The organism is Streptococcus suis, assembly GCA_024583055.1.
Taxonomy (GTDB): domain Bacteria; phylum Bacillota; class Bacilli; order Lactobacillales; family Streptococcaceae; genus Streptococcus; species Streptococcus suis_V.
This window is the reverse complement of record CP102145.1, coordinates 1,176,795-1,191,795: the sequence shown is the minus strand read 5'-3', so window position 1 is coordinate 1,191,795 and position 15,001 is coordinate 1,176,795. Positions and strand designations below refer to the sequence as shown.

Here is a 15,001-nt window from a genome sequence, read left to right as displayed (position 1 = left end):
ATAAATTGACAGATTAGCCAGGGAATCTAGGAGAAATATGTGTAAAATTCTTGTAAAAGTCTACAGGTATTGTCTGGATTTTTGAGGTAAAAAGGCGTATAATGAAAGGGATTATAGGAAAGAGAGAGGTCGACTTCTATGTCTAGAACATCATTACAGGAACGTCGGAAACTTGCTAGAAAAGCACGAAACAAGCGCCAATTTATGTTTGTCTGCCTTTTGGCTGCGGTCATCCTGTCCATTATTCTCGTGCATGACCATGTTTTGCCCTTGTTTGGTAAGGCGGATAGGACCAGCCAGCAATCATCTGGGATAGGTTCTTGGTTTTCAGGCAAGCAGGATGAGGTGCAGACCGCCCGTATCATGGCTCATGGGGACTTGCTTTACCATGATCTCCTCTATTGGAGTGCTCTCCAGGCGGATGGAACCTATGATTTTTCTGAGAATTTTACCTATGTGAAACCCTGGATTGAGCAGGCTGATTTGGCTATTGCGGACTTTGAGGGGACTATTTCTCCTGATTTTCCTTTGGCTGGCTATCCTTTGTTTAATGCGCCGGCCCAGGTGGCAAAGGATATTCGTGATGCAGGCTATGATGTGGTGGATTTGGCCCATAATCATATTCTGGATTCGCAGTTGTCGGGCCTCATTTCCACAGTGGAGACCTTTAAGGATGTCAATGTAGATGCAGTTGGTGTCTATGCGGAGGGCAATCGGGCGACAGCTCCCATTTATATTCGTGATGTCAATGGTATCAAGGTAGCAATTCTTGCCTATGCCTATGGATTCAATGGGATGGAGGCATCATTGACCCAGGAAGAATACAATGCCTATCTGTCGGATTTTGGCCGCAAGAAGATGAAGGCTGAGATTGAACTGGCTGAGAAAGAGGCGGACATTACTATCGTCATGCCTCAGACGGGTGTCGAATACCAGCTGGAGCCGACGGAGGAGCAGGTTAGTCTCTATCATGACATGATTAACTGGGGAGCAGACCTGGTGTTTGGCGGGCATCCCCATGTAGCGGAGCCTTCTGAGACGGTTGAAAAAGACGGTGAGAAGAAGTTAATCATCTACTCTATGGGGAATTTTATTTCTAACCAGCGGATTGAGACCATGGCGGGTGTTGCCAATGCCCAGTGGACCGAGCGTGGGGTGCTGATGGACGTGACGATAGAGAAGAAGGACGGCGTGACCCGCATCAAAACAGCCCAGGCCCATCCGACCTGGGTCAGCAAGGAACCTAAGGGACGTTTTTCACCGGAAGGCTACGAGCTCTATACCTATCAAACCCTGATTTTGGAAGATTTTGTCCAAGGTGGCAAGCATTATGGTCAATTGGATGCAGTAACCCAGGAGCGGGTAGATACAGCCTATGCTGAGATGAATGAATTTATGGCTTTGGATTGGGTAACTGAGGAGAAGGAATAGTAGAGTCTATCTAAATTCTGAATGAAGAACATCTGCAGTTGACCAAGTAAGGTTCAGCAAAACGATGCCAGACAGTTATAAGATAAATAGGTATAGTCTGAAATTCCTGTAGATAAGAAGGAGTTAAACATGAGTAGGGATAATTAAGATATACAACCTATGAGGGTTTGGATTGGGGAATATTTCGGTCCGACTAATTCTATTGAAATGGATTTTGAAGATGAAGAAGTTATTTATACTCATATAGATGACCATGATTCAAGGAGTGAGCTAGAATTAAGTTTTTCAGCCTCTCAATTTAAACACGATTTAGAAAATTGTAGACTGCTTGAGTGGGACGAAGAATACGTAAATCCATACGTTCTAGATGGCACTCAATGGTATGTAGACATTCTATTTAAAAGAAATGCGCCGTTGAGAATTGAAGGTTCGAATGCTTATCCAAAAACATTTGACCAGCTTTGCAGTGCTATTTCAGAAATTATACAGGCTGATTTTATCTAGTCGACTAGTTAGGATGAGTTATAAAATAAAAACAGCCACTCTAGTGAGCGACTAAAATAAATCTGAGTGTGTGCCAGTATCAATCAAGGTCAAGGTTAGAATATCATTTTCTATTAAATAGATTAGGAGCCAATCTGGTTTAATATGGCACTCATAATATCCGGAAAAATTTCCTGTCAGCATATGATTTTGATGTTTGTCTTCAAGTGGGATACCTTGGCTTAGTTTCGTAATAATTTCTTCCAACAGACCCAGATCGTATCCACGTTTCTTCATTAACTTGTAGCTTTTTTGAATTTGTTCGTGAACTTTATTTGATATATTATTCTTCATCCAATGCCTTAAATAAATCTTGGACAGTTGCATAACTTGGTACATTTGGATTACGTGAAATCTTTCGTGCTTCTTCCATTGCCTCCAAGGTTTCTTGATTGTATTTTGGTAGCTCTACGGAAAATGGTAAACCGCCACGCAATACGCATTGGCGTAAGAAGATATTCTCTGCACTGGACATATCTAAGCCCAGTCTTGCAAACAAGGCATTAGCGTCTTCTTTAACGGTTGTTTCAATTCTGATTTGAGTTGGACTTGTGGGCCTTTGATTTGAAATTCCATTGAAAGGGAAAGATTAGTGTATGATTAAATTAATCGCAACAGATATGGATGGAACCTTCTTAGATGGGAATGGTCAGATTGACCGAGCGCGATTTTCAGCAATCTTGGACCAGCTAGATGCGCGTGACATCCCCTTTGTAATCGCTAGCGGCAATGGTATGGACCGGCTCTTGAAATTGTGTCAGGGCTTTGAGGACCGCTTGATTTTTGTATCGGACAACGGGGCCCGTGTGGTTGAAAAAGGGGAAACCAGGGTGCGGCATATGTTGGACCGGGACCTGGTGGCAGCTATTCTGGACTACTTTAGAGGTAGTTGGGGAGAGGTGTGCTTGATGCTGGCCAATGATCAGACCATTTTTATGCAGGAGGGGGCCAATCAGCCCTTCGCAGGTTCTGATTTGCCGATTGCTCCAGAGCAAATGCAGGCTTTCTTGGATAAGGTGACCTTCCTAGCGGATTTGAGCCAGTTGCCAGCTGAACAGCCTATCTACAAGGCTGGCATTTGGGTGGAGGAAGGTAAGGTCGAGGTTCTGACCTCAGCCTTTAATCGGGCACTTGAGGGTAGGTTGACGGCTGTGACCAGCGGTTATGGCTCTATTGACATCCTGCCAGTTGGTATTCACAAGGCTTGGGGCATCGAGCAGGTCATCCAACCGTTGGGTATTACAATGGCTCAGGTTATGGCTTTCGGCGATTCTGACAATGACCTTGAAATGCTGGCGCAGGCAGGTTATTCCTACGCTATGGAAAATGCGACGGATAGGGTCAAGGCCGTTGCCAAATACCGCGCTCCCAGCCATTTGGACAGTGGCGTCTTGCAGGTTATCGAAGAATTTTTACAAACACACTAAAAAGCCAGTCAAATGAGTGGCTTTTCTTCATTCTCGCGGTAGCATTTTCAAGAAAAAATCGGTCATATATTGAGGAGATTCTTGCTTCCCATTTTTTATCCATGCTTGTGTAATTCCGAAGAAGGCATGCGAAAAGTAAATACTACGGTACTCGTTTTCAAGTGGTGATAAATCTTCTTTTCCCAAACGCTCGGACAAATCATTTGCGATAAGTAATCGGACTTTATTTATTAGAAAACTCTGTATTTCTTGAGTACCATTATGGGTCAATAAGGATGAGAGTAATCTTTCTCGGTAGAGCAATTCAAAAATTTCTAAGAAAGAGGACTGTCGATTTCCATCATAGCGATCAAATATGGTCTCTAACTTGTGAAATAAGCCTTGTTGGTAGGAGTCAATCAATTCATACTTATCCTTATAATGGGTATAAAAACTAGAACGACTGATTCCTGCTTCATGCGCCAAGTGAGTTGTTGTAATGGCGTTGAAGGGCTGAGTTTCTAGGCAAGTCCCCATTGCTTCTAAAATGGCTTGACGAGTTCGTTCTTTCCGATTATCTGTTCCCATTTTGCTCCTTTTATACATTTTTAGACACATTGTCCAAAAAACGATTCATATTACTTGATTTTGAAAATGATACTTGTATAATATATTTTATCAGTTTTTGGACAGGATGTCTAAAGGAGGTTCTTATGTCGGAAAAAGTAAAGAATTTTTTCAAAAAACCAATGACCTTGATCACCATTCTCGGTGTTTCCTGTGTCCCAGCCTTATATAACATTAGTTTCCTAACCTCTATGTGGGACCCTTACGGCCGACTAGACCAGTTGCCTGTGGCAGTTGTCAATCAAGACCAGTCGGCGAGCTTTCAAGATAAAACCCTCACCATTGGTGATGATATGGTGGATAATATGAAAGAGAGCAAGAGCCTGGATTTCCACTTTGTATCAGAAACAGATGCGGAAAAAGGCTTGGAAGAAGGGGACTATTATATGGTCATTACCCTACCAGAAGATTTATCGGAAAAAGCCTCCAGTCTCTTGACGGATCAGCCTGAACCACTAACAATTTCTTACCAAACCTCTAAAGGTCACAGCTTTGTCGCTTCTAAGATGGGCGAATCAGCCATGGAAAAATTGAAAGCGTCTGTTTCAGAGACGATTACTGAAACATACACCTCGGCTGTTTTTGACAGCATGGGAGAGATTCAATCTGGTATGGTTGAGGCAGCAGATGGAAGTCAACAATTGACAGATGGAGCTAGTCAATTGGAATCAGGTAGTGAAACACTTTCAAATGGACTGACTACTTTAACGACTTCTGGTCAAGCACTCGTGACAGGAGCAAACCAATTGGCTACTGGAGTTGTGTCTTATACAGATGGAGTCAATCAGGCTGCTTCAGGCAGTCAAACACTTTCCAGTGGCTTAACAACCTACACAAATGGGGTAGCTAGTCTTGCTTCAGGTGCAGAGCAATTAAATGCCAATTCCTCTCAGCTCATCGCTGGTGTGGGACAATTACAATCAGGAGCAAGTCAGGTTGAACAATTGGTAACAGGGGCCAATCAATTGCAGGCAGGCTTGGAACAACTCGCTGGTTCAACTAGTTTGTCTGCTGAACAGTCTAGTCAGATACAGGCTTTATTGACTGGACTTCCTCAGTTGCAAGCGGCCATCAACCAATTAAATGATAGCCTATCAAGTATCGGGGGAGTTGTAGTAGATACCACTACTCTATCTAATCTCTTGACAGAGATGGGTGCTCAAGCTCAAGGATTGTTGACAGCAGCGCAAGCGGATAAAACAGCCAGCATTGCAGCCTTACAAGCAACAGCTACCTATCAAAACTTGACAGTTGATCAGCAAGCTGAATTGGTTGGAGCCCTCCAAAACTCTCCTTCTACAACAGTGACAGCAGCTCAAACGATTTTGGGTCAATTATCTCAACTGAGTCAAGCCTTATCTAGTCTACAAAGTCTTTCTGGTCTTGGAACGCAATTAGGTCAATTGCAATCAGCTGTCGGTCAGATCAACATGGCTGCCAATCAAGCATTGCCAGGTGCTACAACAGCCATTGAAAACCTATCAAGTGGCTTGAGTCAGGTCAACACAGCTTTGAACCAGCAAGTTCTACCAGGAACTCAAGCCTTGACGAGTGGTGTGAGTCAACTTCAAACGCAACTGTCAAGTGGAGCTAGTCAACTCATGTCAGGGGTGACAGCATATACAGCAGGTGTTGCCCAGCTAGCAGAGGGTGGAGCTCAGTTGGTTGCTAACAACAGTAGTATTCAATCTGGAGGTAGCCAGTTAACATCAGGATTGGCAACCTTAGCTGCTAACTCTAGTCAACTTGTCAGCGGTTCAGGACAACTGGCTTCTGGTAGTCAGCAATTAATTTCTGGTGCGGATCAATTAGCTACTGGCGGGCAAACCTTGACAAGTGGGATTTCGACCCTACTTGTCGGCAGTGAGACCTTAACAAATTCACTCAGTTCAGCCAGTCAACAACTATCAGTCATCTCTGTAGAAGACAAAAATGCACAAGCAGTTTCTCAACCAGTCACCTTGGAACACAGTGACCAAGATGATGTGAAGACCAACGGAGTCGGCATGGCTCCTTACATGGTGTCTGTTGCCCTAATGGTTGCAGCCTTATCAGCGAATGTAATTTTTGTCAAACACATTGATAATCGTTCCTACAAAAATCGTTGGGATTGGGCTAAAGGGAAACTCTTATTGAATGGTGCAATTGCCAGCCTAGCGGCACTGATTTTATATGGAGTTCTTCTGTTAATTGGGATTGATCCGGCTCATCCAATGGCAACCTTGGGATTAATCCTTTTGACCTCATGGACCTTTATGGCACTCGTTACAGCCTTGGTGGGCTGGAATAACCGGTTCGGTTCCTTTGCAAGTTTAATTATCTTGTTATTGCAACTGGGTTCAAGCGCCGGTACCTATCCAATCGAACTTAGCCCACGCTTCTTCCAAGTCATTCAGCCTTATCTTCCAATGACCTATTCTGTTTCAGGTCTTCGTCAAACCATTTCTATGGTTGGAAATAGTAGTCATCAAGTTTGGATGCTGAGCCTCTTCTTAATAGGCTTCATGGGATTAGGTCTCTTGATTTATAATCAGAATAATGAATAATTAGAAAACCAACTGCTCCATGTGTTGAACAGTTGGTTTTTCAGTTAATTTTGATTGGTAATAGCACTTTTATCGGGGTCGTTGTGTGCGATTCGACTAGCAGCAGCGGCTGCAATTGCGCAAACGATATCGTCTAGAAAAGTATGGCAATGCTGGCCGTCTTTGCTATTGAGCTCAGAGATGATGCCGGGCTTGGACTTGTCCAGAAAGCCGTAGTTGGTAAAACCGATAGTCCCGTAGAGATTGACGATGGAGAGACCGAGGATTTCATCAATTCCGTAGAGTCCTTCGTCATTCATGAGGACGGATTGAAGGGGTTGGGATACCAAGCCCTGTTCAGCCAATTTGTCTATTTCAATCCCCGTCACGATAGCATTTTGTACCTCGCGTTTTTCTAGGACGGCCTGAACATTTTCTAAACACTCCGCAAATTCCAAGTCAGGAATGTATTTGTTTTGCAGGTGCATGACCAATTCGGCAATGCGCTCGAGTGGTACGCCACGTTCGTCTAGTAGGGTTAGTGCTTGTGTTTTCATCTTATTAACGTCATTTAGTTTTTCTTTTATTACTTCGTTAGCTCGGTTTGCCTAACCCCAGTTATGCATACACCTCGCTGCCTAGTACTAAAAGTAAACTAAAAGACTTTACCTCCTTTATTCATTAGGGAATTATTTTCCTTCCAAGATTGATTGTACCGTTTGTGGCGGTGATGGTCAATTTATTTTTGCTGTCTTTATTGCCAACGGTAAGACTCTGCTTGTCGTCAGTCACCGTCACCTTTTGGTCTTTGTAAACGTCCTCTGGGAAAATGCCGAATTCTTTGACGGTGCCTTCAACATGTCCTATCCAGATGTCGTGACCAATGTTCAGTACGACCTTCCGGTTATCAATATTGTCTTTGCTAATACAGAGTACGGATATATTAAGAATAAATACGAGGACACCAACAAACACCTCTTCGGTACAGACTTTATTGATGTTGATTATGCCAAAATTGGTGAAGCCCAAGGTGCCGTTGGTTACACTGTTCGTCGGATTGAAGAAATGGACGAAGTCATGCGCAAGGCGGTTGAGGACAATAAAAACGGTAAAACGGTCGTCATTGATGCCAAAATTACCAAAGAACGTCCAATACCAGTAGAGGCCATGAAGTTGGACCCAGCTCTCGCTTCTGAAGAAGAAATCGCAGCCTTCAAAGAACGCTACGAAGCAGAAGAATTGGTGCCATTCCGCATCTTCTTGGAAGAAGAAGGCTTGGAAAGTCACACTGTTAAAAAATAAAGAAGAACAAGACGGCTTTTAGCACGATTAAGAAAGATTTTAGATGAAGAGCTTGGCTTAGTTGCCTGGCTCTTTTTGTTGCTCAATTAAATGTCCAGCCAGAAATAATTTGTCCTTCTTTACTATTTCAAAAATTTTTTAAAAACTTGTGAAAAATTTAACAAAAAGACTTTACAAAACAAAAAACTTAGTGTACAATAACATTGTGAAAAAGTTAACAAAATGATTAACGGAATTTTTGGAGGAATATCATGGCTGATAAAAAAGTAGTATCACCAGAAGAAAAATTGGCAGAAGCTCGTGCACACGTTGATGAGCTTGTACAAAAAGGGCTTGTGGCTCTGGAAGAATTTCGTCTTCTCAATCAAGAGCAGGTTGACTACATTGTTGCAAAAGCATCTGTAGCAGCTCTTGACCAGCACGGTGTCTTGGCAATGCACGCCCACGAAGAAACAGGACGCGGTGTATTTGAAGACAAGGCGACTAAAAACCTCTTCGCCTGCGAACACGTTGTGAACAACATGCGCGGTGTGAAAACTGTTGGCGTGATTGAAGACGACGAAGTAACTGGTTTGACCTTGATTGCAGAGCCAGTGGGGGTTATCTGTGGGGTTACTCCAACAACCAACCCAACTTCAACAGCCATCTTCAAATCCTTGATCGCTCTTAAAACACGTAACCCAATTGTCTTTGCCTTCCACCCATCTGCACAAGAATCATCAGCACACGCAGCCCGCGTTGTCTATGAAGCAGCTGTAGCAGCAGGTGCACCTGAAAACTGTATCCAATGGATTACAAAACCATCGATGGAAGCAACTTCAGAGTTGATGAAGCACGACGGTATCGCAACAATTCTTGCGACAGGTGGTAACGCTATGGTGCGTGCAGCTTACTCTTGCGGCAAACCAGCACTTGGAGTAGGTGCGGGTAACGTTCCTGCTTATGTTGAAAAATCTGCAAACATCCGTCAAGCTGCTCATGATATCGTCATGTCTAAGTCATTTGACAACGGTATGGTGTGTGCTTCTGAACAAGCGGTTATCGTGGATAAAGACATCTATGATGAATTCGTGGCAGAATTTAAATCATACCACACTTACTTTGTCAATAAAAAAGAAAAAGCCCTTCTGGAAGAATTCTGCTTTGGCGTGAAGGCTAACAGCAAAAACTGTGCAGAAGGTAAATTGAACGCTGACATTGTTGGTAAACCAGCTGCTTGGATTGCGGAACAAGCTGGCTTCAAAGTTCCAGAAGGTACTAACATCTTGGCAGCAGAAGTAGCTGAAATCGGTGAAAAAGAGCCATTGACACGTGAAAAATTGTCACCAGTAATCGCGGTCTTGAAAGTAGAAGGCAGTGAAGAAGGTCTTGAAGCAGCACGTCAAATGGTTGAATTTCACGGTCTTGGACACTCTGCAGCCATCCACACAGCGGATGCAGATTTGGCAAAAGAGTTCGGTACGCGTGTAAAAGCTATTCGTGTTATCTGGAACTCTCCATCAACCTTCGGTGGTATTGGTGATGTTTACAATGCCTTCCTTCCATCTCTTACCTTGGGATGTGGTTCTTATGGACGCAACTCTGTGAGTGACAACGTAAGTGCCCTTAACTTGCTCAACATCAAGAAAGTAGGAAGACGGAGAAATAACATGCAGTGGTTTAAAGTTCCATCAAAAATTTACTTTGAACGTGATTCTATTCAATACTTGCAAGTAATGGCAAATGTTGAGAAAGTCATGATCGTAGCCGATGAAGTCGTTGTGAAACTTGGATTTGTTCAACGTGTAATTGAACAATTGCAACTTCGCTCAAACAAGGTGATGTACACCGTCTTCTCAGATATTGAACCAGATCCAGATATCACAACAGTTGAACGCGGTGCAGAAGCAATGAAAGCCTTCAAACCAGATACAATTATCGCTATCGGTGGTGGTTCTGTAATGGATGCTGCGAAAATCATGTGGCTCTTCTACGAGCAACCACAAGTGGACTTCCGTGACCTTGTTCAAAAATTCATGGACATCCGCAAACGTGCCTTCAAATTCCCAGAATTGGGTGAAAAAGCAAAATATGTTGGTATCCCAACCACATCTGGTACCGGTTCAGAAGTTACGCCATTTGCCGTTATTTCTGATAAGAAAAACAACCGTAAATACCCACTTGCTGACTACTCATTGACACCAACCATTGCCATTGTTGACCCAGCATTCGTTATGAGTGTGCCTGACTTTGTAGCAGCAGATACAGGTATGGACGTCTTGACGCACGCAACAGAAGCATACGTGTCAACCGTTGCCAATGATTACACAGACGGTTTGGCTCTTCAAGCCATCAAGTTAGTCTTTGAAAACCTTGAAAAATCTGTAAAAGAAGCAGACTGGGAATCTCGTGAGAAAATGCATAACGCATCAACAATGGCAGGTATGGCCTTTGCCAACGCCTTCCTCGGTATTTCTCACTCAATGGCCCACAAACTTGGTGGACGTTTCCACACTGTTCACGGTCGTACAAATGCTATCTTACTTCCATACGTTATCCGCTACAACGGTACTCGTCCAGCTAAGACCGCTACATGGCCTAAGTACAACTACTACCGTGCAGATGAGAAGTACCAAGACATCGCGAAAATGCTCGGACTTCCAGCTTCAACACCAGAAGAAGGTGTAGCATCTTACGCGAAAGCAGTCTATGAACTCGGCGAACGCTTGGGTATCAAGATGAACTTGAAAGACCAAGGTGTTGACGAGAAAGAACTCAAAGCACACTCTCGTGAATTGGCCCTTCTTGCCTACGAAGACCAATGTACACCAGCCAACCCACGTCTGGCTATGGTTGACCATATGCAGGAAATCATTGAAGATGCCTTCTATGGCTACAAAGAACGTCCAGGACGTCTCAAGTAATGATATTCGTCACGATTCGTCGTTAAAGCTCCTTGCTTAACTCCAGTTATGCCTGCGTCGCTTTGCCTCGCCTCATTTAGAAAATCATTCCTTGATGATTTGGGATATCTTCGTTGTTGACTAGGTGAACTTGAATTCAACCGCCGCCTAGATTCTCTTAGGAAAAACTGATTTCAAAACTGAATAGGCTTAGTCTTCGTCTATCTGCCTAGAAAGACTTAGGGCTAGAACGGTTTCGGTAATCTATCTAGGTTCGTTTAGAAAATCGTTCCTCAACAACCGTTGTATAAACAAATGGACCAGCCTCCAAAACTTTCTCAAACACCAGTTTACACAAGGTAGGCTGGTGTTTTTGGTTATTGAGAAAATATTTATATCATGATATACTAAAATAAAAACAAGGAGGCCTCCTATGGCAGAATTAACCCCTTTAGCCTGGACTTTTGTCCGTGAATGTCCGGTGCCAGCTGATGTTTTTGAGATTTTATTGCCGGGTGAGGAGCCCAAGGCTGCCTATGCAACCATACGAGACAGTGCTATTTTTACCAATCGTCGCTTGATTGTCCGTGATGCACAGGGGCTAACGGGTAAAAAAGTAGAGATGTACTCGCTCCCTTACAGTTCTATCAATATGTGGTCAACGGAAAATGCAGGAAAATTCCTAGATTTCAATGCGGAAGTTGAACTCTGGACTAGGGCAGGTCATATCAAGATAAATCTGAAAAAAGGAATTGATATCAGACGCTTTGACCGCTTGATTGCGGAAGCCATTTTATAAGGCAGGATAGGAGGGGAAGGATATGAAGAAGTAACTTGGTTTTATTTTAATTGCCGTAGCTTGTCTTGGGGAACTTTATCTTTTATTTGCTGGTGACTGGCTGCTGGCTGTTAAAGACGGTATCGATTTTGACACGCTTAGCAGCCTTCGACTTTTGAGAGGGCTAGCCTATCTGTCCCTCCTCAACTGGTCTTTCTTCGGAGGCTTGGCCTTGTTGAAGGACAAATAAAGCCTGAAAACCGAACCGCTGTTCGGTTTTTTCTCAAATCTTTCCAATTTTCTGTCAATTTATGGTAGAATAGGGGAAATAGATTTTTAGAGGATATTCGCCCATGACTTTAGTTTACCAATCCACCCGCGATGCTAACAACCGTGTTTCTGCCAGCCAGGCTATCTTGCAGGGCTTGGCGACAGACGGTGGTCTCTTTACACCGCTTTCTGCACCAGCAGTTGACTTGAATTTTGACCAGCTCAAGGACGCTTCCTACCAAGAAGTGGCTAAGCTGATTTTGTCGGCTTTCTTGGATGATTTTACCGCAGCTGAGCTGGATTACTGTATCACCAATGCCTACGACAGCAAGTTTGACACGCCAGCCATTGCCCCAGTGGTAAAACTAAAGGGCCAATACAACCTGGAGCTCTTCCGTGGTTCGACCATTGCCTTTAAGGATATGGCTCTGTCTATCCTGCCTTATCTGATGACGACAGCCGCCAAAAAGCATGGTCTGGAAAATGAAATTGTCATCCTGACCGCGACTTCTGGCGATACTGGGAAGGCGGCCATGGCAGGTTTTGCGGATGTGCCTGGCACCCGTATTGTGGTCTTTTATCCACGTGACGGTGTTTCCAAGGTGCAAGAGCTGCAGATGACGACCCAGACTGGTGATAATACTCACGTTGTAGCTATTGACGGTAATTTTGATGATGCCCAGACAAATGTCAAACATATGTTCAACGATGAGGCCCTCCGTGCCAAATTAGCAGCTAAGAAGCTACAATTTTCATCAGCCAACTCTATGAACATCGGCCGTCTGGTGCCACAGATTGTCTACTATGTCTACGCCTACGCTCAGCTGGTCAAGACTGGCGAGATTGCGGCTGGCGACAAGGTCAACTTTACTGTACCGACTGGTAACTTCGGAAACATCCTGGCTGCCTACTATGCCCAGCGAATTGGCCTGCCGATTAACAAACTGATTTGTGCGTCCAACGACAACAATGTCCTGACTGATTTCTTCACGACCGGCGTTTACGACAAGAAACGCACCTTCCGCGTGACGACTAGCCCGTCCATGGACATCCTGGTGTCGTCTAACTTGGAGCGCCTGATTTTCCATCTCTTTGGAAATGATGCAGCAAAAACAGCTGAGCTTATGGATCGTTTGGCGGCAGATGGCCAGTATGACATCCAAGGGGCTGACGCGTCTATCCTATCTCTCTTTGATGCCGCCTTTGCGACGGAAGAGGAGGCTGCGACGGAAATCAAGCGTGTTTATGAAGAGTCAGACTATATCGAGGACCCACACACGGCTGTTGCCTCCGCTGTCTATAAGAAGTATGTGGAGAAAACAGGCGACCAGACACCGACAGTTATCGCCTCTACAGCTAGTCCTTACAAGTTCCCAGTTGTGGCAGTCCAGTCTGTGACAGGGGAAACAGGTCTATCAGACTTTGAGGCGCTGGCTAAACTCCATGAAATTTCAGGTGTTGCCTTGCCACCGGCGGTGGACGGCTTAGAAATAGCTCCTGTCCGCCACACAACAATCGTTGCAGCAGCGGATATGCAGGTCGAAGTCGAGCGTTATTTGGGAGTATAATTGGAATATTCAAGGAGTGGGCAAAAGCCTAGACTCGATTTTTATAGTTCATGTCAACATCTCAGCGCAGTGGTTGATTGGCTTTCACAGTTTGGGGAACTATGAAAGGTTGGAAATAAGGATTGCGTAGCAAACCTCATTTCGTTCGCGTTTTACGCTCCGAATCAGACCTAATGAATGATGCGAACTTTGTTCGCTCTATTTTCAACCTCCAAAGGTTCCCCAAACCGTTGGAGCTGTGCGGGGGTGGGCAGACGAACTCTTCTTAGCTTTGTCGAGTTCTTGTCCACTCCCTTTTTCTATGCCTTATGAAAAAAATTTATAAAGAAATAATCTCTATTGCCCTACCTGCCATGGGAGAAAATGTCCTGCAGATGATGATGGGAATGGTAGATTCCTACCTGGTGGCAGGTCTGGGGATGGTTGCCCTGTCAGGTGTTTCCGTCGCCAACAATATTCTGGCTATTTACCAGGCCCTTTTCATCGCCCTGGCTGCTGCTGTTTCTGCACGTCTGGCCCAATCCAGCAACCAAGGTGAGCAAGTGGTCGGAACCAGGATGACGGAAAGTCTCAAATTGACCCTACTTGTCAGCGGCATTTTGGGTTTAGTCGCTATTTTGGCAGGCCCTAGCTTGCTGGCTCTATTGGGAGCAGAGGCAGCGGTCGTAGAAACGGGCGGTCTCTATTTTACCCTAGTCGGCGGTGCTGTCGTTTTTCTAGGTCTTATGACCAGCCTCAGCGCCATTCTCAGGTCTCTTGGTAGGCCTGCCCTCCCCATGTATGTCAGCCTCTTGAGCAATCTCCTCAACATCCTGCTCTCCGCTTTCGCCGTTTTTGTGCTCCATGCTGGCGTGGCTGGAATTGCTGTCGGAACAGTTCTATCTCGTCTCATAGGTTGCCTGCTCCTTTGGTCGCAGTTGCCAGTTCCCTTGGCAGAATGGACCTGGTCCATGGATAAGGATTTAGTCAGACTTGCCCTCCCCGCTGCTGGAGAAAGGCTGATGATGCGGGCGGGGGATGTCATGGTGGTCAGCCTCATTGTCAGTCTGGGGACGGCTGTTCTAGCGGGAAATGCTATCGGGGAAACCCTGACCCAGTTTAACTACATGCCAGCCATGGGAGTGGCGACGGCCCTGGTCATCTTGACGGCTAGATACCGTAAGGATAAGACACAGGTTGCTCGATTGTTGCAAGCAGGTTTGTTCTTGTCCGTCGGCTGTATGGTTTTGGTTGCTGGATTAGCCTATTTATTTGGCCCGCAGCTTACTAGACTCTATACCGAAGACATTCTAGTGGGGAAAGCCAGTCAGACTGTTTTGTTTTATTCCCTGTTCGGTGTGCCGGTTACGGCGGCTACTCTGATTCTGACGGCTCTTTGGCAGGGATTGGGCAATGCCAAGCTCCCATTTTTCGCCACTAGTCTGGGCATGTGGCTGGTGCGGATACTTGGCGCCCTAATCTTGGTCAAGGTTTTCAAGCTAGGTTTGGATGCCATTTGGATTGCGACTATCCTGGACAATGCCTTTCGAGCTGGATTTTTGTATATTTGTTATAAAAAATGGCTTTAGCTTTCTTTAAGCTTGAAGGGGTATACTATAGTCAAGCTAGAAATAGCGAAATCTTTTTCATATAATCTCCTAGAAAACAGTCGGCGATGGTCGGCTGTTTT

Annotated in this window: 12 protein-coding genes and 1 pseudogene; 9 read left to right on the top strand and 4 right to left on the bottom strand. The window is 44.8% G+C overall.

The features are described 5' to 3' along the window. Window positions 1–204: 204 nt before the first annotated feature. A complete protein-coding gene (locus tag NQZ91_05875) occupies window positions 205–1,431 on the top strand; it encodes a CapA family protein (protein UUM58827.1) in 1,227 nt (408 codons plus the stop codon). Between the two features lie 159 nt (window positions 1,432–1,590). Continuing rightward, window positions 1,591–1,935 (top strand): hypothetical protein, encoded by a 345-nt coding sequence (locus NQZ91_05870; GenBank protein UUM56935.1) that lies wholly within the window; start codon window positions 1,591–1,593, stop codon window positions 1,933–1,935. Between the two features lie 51 nt (window positions 1,936–1,986). On the opposite strand, the gene NQZ91_05865 is transcribed toward NQZ91_05870, so the two are convergent. Further along, a complete protein-coding gene (locus NQZ91_05865) occupies window positions 1,987–2,268 on the bottom strand; it encodes a type II toxin-antitoxin system YafQ family toxin (GenBank protein ID UUM56934.1) in 282 nt (93 codons plus the stop codon). Next, a complete protein-coding gene (locus NQZ91_05860) occupies window positions 2,258–2,545 on the bottom strand; it encodes a type II toxin-antitoxin system RelB/DinJ family antitoxin (protein ID UUM58826.1) in 288 nt (95 codons plus the stop codon). The genes NQZ91_05865 and NQZ91_05860 overlap by 11 nt, the downstream gene beginning before the upstream one ends. 25 nt (window positions 2,546–2,570) lie before the next feature. Here NQZ91_05860 and NQZ91_05855 point away from each other — a divergent pair, with 25 nt between their 5' ends. Then, window positions 2,571–3,401, top strand: coding sequence for a Cof-type HAD-IIB family hydrolase (locus NQZ91_05855; protein ID UUM56933.1), 831 nt, complete (start codon window positions 2,571–2,573; stop codon window positions 3,399–3,401). Between the two features lie 27 nt (window positions 3,402–3,428). Here NQZ91_05855 and NQZ91_05850 read toward each other — a convergent pair whose 3' ends face one another. Beyond that, on the bottom strand, window positions 3,429–3,968 hold the full coding sequence (locus NQZ91_05850) for a TetR/AcrR family transcriptional regulator C-terminal domain-containing protein (protein ID UUM56932.1): 540 nt from the start codon (window positions 3,966–3,968) through the stop codon (window positions 3,429–3,431). Between the two features lie 125 nt (window positions 3,969–4,093). Between NQZ91_05850 and NQZ91_05845 the strand changes: the two genes are divergently transcribed. After that, window positions 4,094–6,553: a YhgE/Pip domain-containing protein gene (locus NQZ91_05845; GenBank protein ID UUM56931.1), complete on the top strand. Its 2,460-nt coding sequence runs from the start codon at window positions 4,094–4,096 to the stop codon at window positions 6,551–6,553. A 44-nt stretch (window positions 6,554–6,597) separates the two neighbouring features. On the opposite strand, the gene NQZ91_05840 is transcribed toward NQZ91_05845, so the two are convergent. Then, complete coding sequence (locus NQZ91_05840) at window positions 6,598–7,089, bottom strand: phosphatidylglycerophosphatase A (protein ID UUM56930.1); 492 nt, start codon at window positions 7,087–7,089, stop codon at window positions 6,598–6,600. A gap of 286 nt (window positions 7,090–7,375) precedes the next feature. On the opposite strand from NQZ91_05840, the pseudogene NQZ91_05835 reads away from it, so the two are divergent. From NQZ91_05835 to NQZ91_05815, 5 genes and pseudogenes are all read left to right on the top strand, one after another. Next, window positions 7,376–7,834 (top strand): annotated as a pseudogene (locus tag NQZ91_05835) (thiamine pyrophosphate-dependent enzyme). A 251-nt stretch (window positions 7,835–8,085) separates the two neighbouring features. Continuing rightward, the gene (gene adhE, locus NQZ91_05830) at window positions 8,086–10,737 is read left to right on the top strand and encodes a bifunctional acetaldehyde-CoA/alcohol dehydrogenase (GenBank protein ID UUM56929.1); all 2,652 of its coding nucleotides are present in this window, start codon (window positions 8,086–8,088) and stop codon (window positions 10,735–10,737) included. Between the two features lie 412 nt (window positions 10,738–11,149). Further along, window positions 11,150–11,515 carry a PH domain-containing protein gene (locus NQZ91_05825; GenBank protein UUM56928.1) on the top strand — a complete coding sequence of 122 codons (366 nt, stop codon included), beginning with the start codon at window positions 11,150–11,152 and terminating at the stop codon, window positions 11,513–11,515. 332 nt (window positions 11,516–11,847) lie between these two features. Beyond that, window positions 11,848–13,332, top strand: a complete 1,485-nt coding sequence (gene thrC, locus NQZ91_05820) for a threonine synthase (protein ID UUM56927.1) — start codon at window positions 11,848–11,850, stop codon at window positions 13,330–13,332. Between the two features lie 308 nt (window positions 13,333–13,640). Beyond that, a complete protein-coding gene (locus NQZ91_05815; protein ID UUM56926.1) occupies window positions 13,641–14,900 on the top strand; it encodes an MATE family efflux transporter in 1,260 nt (419 codons plus the stop codon). Window positions 14,901–15,001 lie beyond the last annotated feature (101 nt).

Bases quoted from the DNA above. Each gene is read 5' to 3' on its own strand.
- NQZ91_05875 (UUM58827.1), top strand. From the start codon at position 205: ATGTTTGTCTGCCTTTTGGCTGCGGTCATCCTGTCCATTATTCTCGTG.
- NQZ91_05870 (UUM56935.1), top strand. From the start codon at position 1,591: ATGAGGGTTTGGATTGGGGAATATTTCGGTCCGACTAATTCTATTGAA.
- NQZ91_05865 (UUM56934.1), bottom strand. From the start codon at position 2,268: ATGAAGAATAATATATCAAATAAAGTTCACGAACAAATTCAAAAAAGC.
- NQZ91_05855 (UUM56933.1), top strand. From the start codon at position 2,571: ATGATTAAATTAATCGCAACAGATATGGATGGAACCTTCTTAGATGGG.
- NQZ91_05850 (UUM56932.1), bottom strand. From the start codon at position 3,968: ATGGGAACAGATAATCGGAAAGAACGAACTCGTCAAGCCATTTTAGAA.
- NQZ91_05845 (UUM56931.1), top strand. From the start codon at position 4,094: ATGTCGGAAAAAGTAAAGAATTTTTTCAAAAAACCAATGACCTTGATC.
- NQZ91_05840 (UUM56930.1), bottom strand. From the start codon at position 7,089: ATGAAAACACAAGCACTAACCCTACTAGACGAACGTGGCGTACCACTC.
- adhE (UUM56929.1), top strand. From the start codon at position 8,086: ATGGCTGATAAAAAAGTAGTATCACCAGAAGAAAAATTGGCAGAAGCT.
- NQZ91_05825 (UUM56928.1), top strand. From the start codon at position 11,150: ATGGCAGAATTAACCCCTTTAGCCTGGACTTTTGTCCGTGAATGTCCG.
- thrC (UUM56927.1), top strand. From the start codon at position 11,848: ATGACTTTAGTTTACCAATCCACCCGCGATGCTAACAACCGTGTTTCT.
- NQZ91_05815 (UUM56926.1), top strand. From the start codon at position 13,641: ATGAAAAAAATTTATAAAGAAATAATCTCTATTGCCCTACCTGCCATG.